The sequence below is a fragment of the Flagellimonas nanhaiensis genome (assembly GCF_003382275.1).
In the GTDB taxonomy this organism is placed as follows: domain Bacteria; phylum Bacteroidota; class Bacteroidia; order Flavobacteriales; family Flavobacteriaceae; genus Flagellimonas; species Flagellimonas nanhaiensis.
On the sequence record NZ_QTJX01000016.1, the window covers coordinates 1 to 992 of the forward strand.

General features: G+C 37.2%; 3 protein-coding genes. All 3 read left to right on the forward strand.

The window, feature by feature from the left end; all coding sequences use genetic code 11:
• Positions 1-135: 135 nt before the first annotated feature.
• Genes DX873_RS18710 through DX873_RS19005 form a run of 3 tightly spaced genes read left to right on the forward strand, consistent with a single transcriptional unit; the run spans position 136 to position 864 of the window.
• Positions 136-426 carry a hypothetical protein gene (locus DX873_RS18710; RefSeq protein WP_116186021.1) on the forward strand — a complete coding sequence of 97 codons (291 nt, stop codon included), beginning with the start codon at positions 136-138 and terminating at the stop codon, positions 424-426.
• Positions 427-428: 2 nt separating this feature from the next.
• Positions 429-680 (forward strand): hypothetical protein, encoded by a 252-nt coding sequence (locus DX873_RS18715; protein WP_116186022.1) that lies wholly within the window; start codon positions 429-431, stop codon positions 678-680.
• 10 nt (positions 681-690) lie between these two features.
• Positions 691-864, forward strand: coding sequence for a hypothetical protein (locus tag DX873_RS19005; RefSeq protein WP_181899567.1), 174 nt, complete (start codon positions 691-693; stop codon positions 862-864).
• Positions 865-992 lie beyond the last annotated feature (128 nt).

Sequence of the window (992 nt, forward strand, 5' to 3'; positions counted from 1 at the left end):
CCAACCAACAGAACAAATCCACTAAGGAGGAATCATTAGAGCTAATTAAGTTCTGTAAAAGTTATCCAGGAATGCTAAAACACCTGACACCCGAATTCATTTTAGAACAATTCACAACTACCTAAAGAATAGAATATGACGAAAACTGAACAACAAGATTTGGAAGCTCTTAAAATAGGGTTTGAAATGAACGAATGGGAAGATTTCCTACTGATCTTAAACGAGATAAGAGACAGGGACAAGGAAATTATTGCTATTTATAGAAAATCGCACAAGGAACTCCAATCCACCAAGGAAAGGGAGCAAAGGTTGGTTGAAGTGTTGAAAAATGTAATTGAACGATTCGATGGATATTTTGGAGAGGACACATTGGGACAATCATCGATTGATGAGGCGAAGGAAGTATTAGAACTAAAAAATCAATAACAATGAAATACCCAGAAAAATACAATCAATTGAACTTGGTGGAACAACAATTATTGGGATTCTGTCATGCAAAACAAGGATATAACCTAGAATCGCTTATAGATTCAATGGGATTGACAAACGACGAGTGGCAGGATATGAAAAACAGGGAAATGGTGGATCATATCGACGAAACTGTCATTGATGAAATCGATGGGTATTTTGAATCCAAGGAATGGCTGAAAGAAAACTATCCCCAGATTTTGAACCAATAAAACAATAGGAATGGAAAGAGTATTAACCGCAATCTCAACAACATCATTTGTATCAGCATTAGTGCTGTTCATCTATTGGATGTTGGACAATAGCTCAGTCGATGTATCGGGTTCACCATCTGGATGGTGGTGGTTTGGGTTTTTGTTATTGGGTGTGTTCACGCATGAACTAAACGACTATTGAAAGATGGAAAGGTATCTAAAGAAGATTGAGCTGTTGTTCACATCGATACAGCGAACATTAATGGAATCATTGGGAGAAATAACAGGGGAGAGCTATGGAAAGGAAGTTTGAGGAAGAGAAATTTGACA